The organism is Streptococcus suis, from assembly GCF_002960445.1.
GTDB classification, from domain to species: domain Bacteria; phylum Bacillota; class Bacilli; order Lactobacillales; family Streptococcaceae; genus Streptococcus; species Streptococcus hyiners.
The window spans coordinates 1-316 of record NZ_POJD01000111.1; the positions used below are offsets into that span (position 1 = coordinate 1).

1 protein-coding gene and 1 pseudogene are annotated in these 316 nt (G+C 38.6%); one reads left to right on the plus strand and one right to left on the minus strand.

What is annotated here, in order from left to right; all coding sequences use genetic code 11:
- The coding region (locus C1G53_RS13285) for a DUF6176 family protein (RefSeq protein ID WP_330847460.1) at nt 1-170 on the plus strand (170 nt) is incomplete at its 5' end.
- Between the two features lie 18 nt (nt 171-188).
- Here C1G53_RS13285 and C1G53_RS03340 read toward each other — a convergent pair.
- Nucleotides 189-316, minus strand: a pseudogene (locus C1G53_RS03340) (aromatic ring hydroxylase); the annotation flags it as partial.

Below are 316 nucleotides of genomic sequence, written 5' to 3' on the forward strand. Positions count from 1 at the left end.
AATCCTACATCGACAAAAAACATTTAGAATACTGGGAAGAATGCATTGATCCAAGCTATGGTATGGTCGATCTGGATCCTCAAGTCCTTATGATTCCCAAACCCATTTATGAAACGATGGAAGAATTAGACAGACAATACGATGACACGTTTAAAAAAGAGCTGCAGTAAAATAAAACTGCAACTCTTTTATTTAGGGCTTATCCCCAGAGTAATTCGACCTAAGCGACTAATTCTTGTCATTTTCCAAGCAGGAGACCAAACAATCTCGACCTGAGCATCTTCTATTCCGTCAATAGTCTTCAAAGCTGCTACTA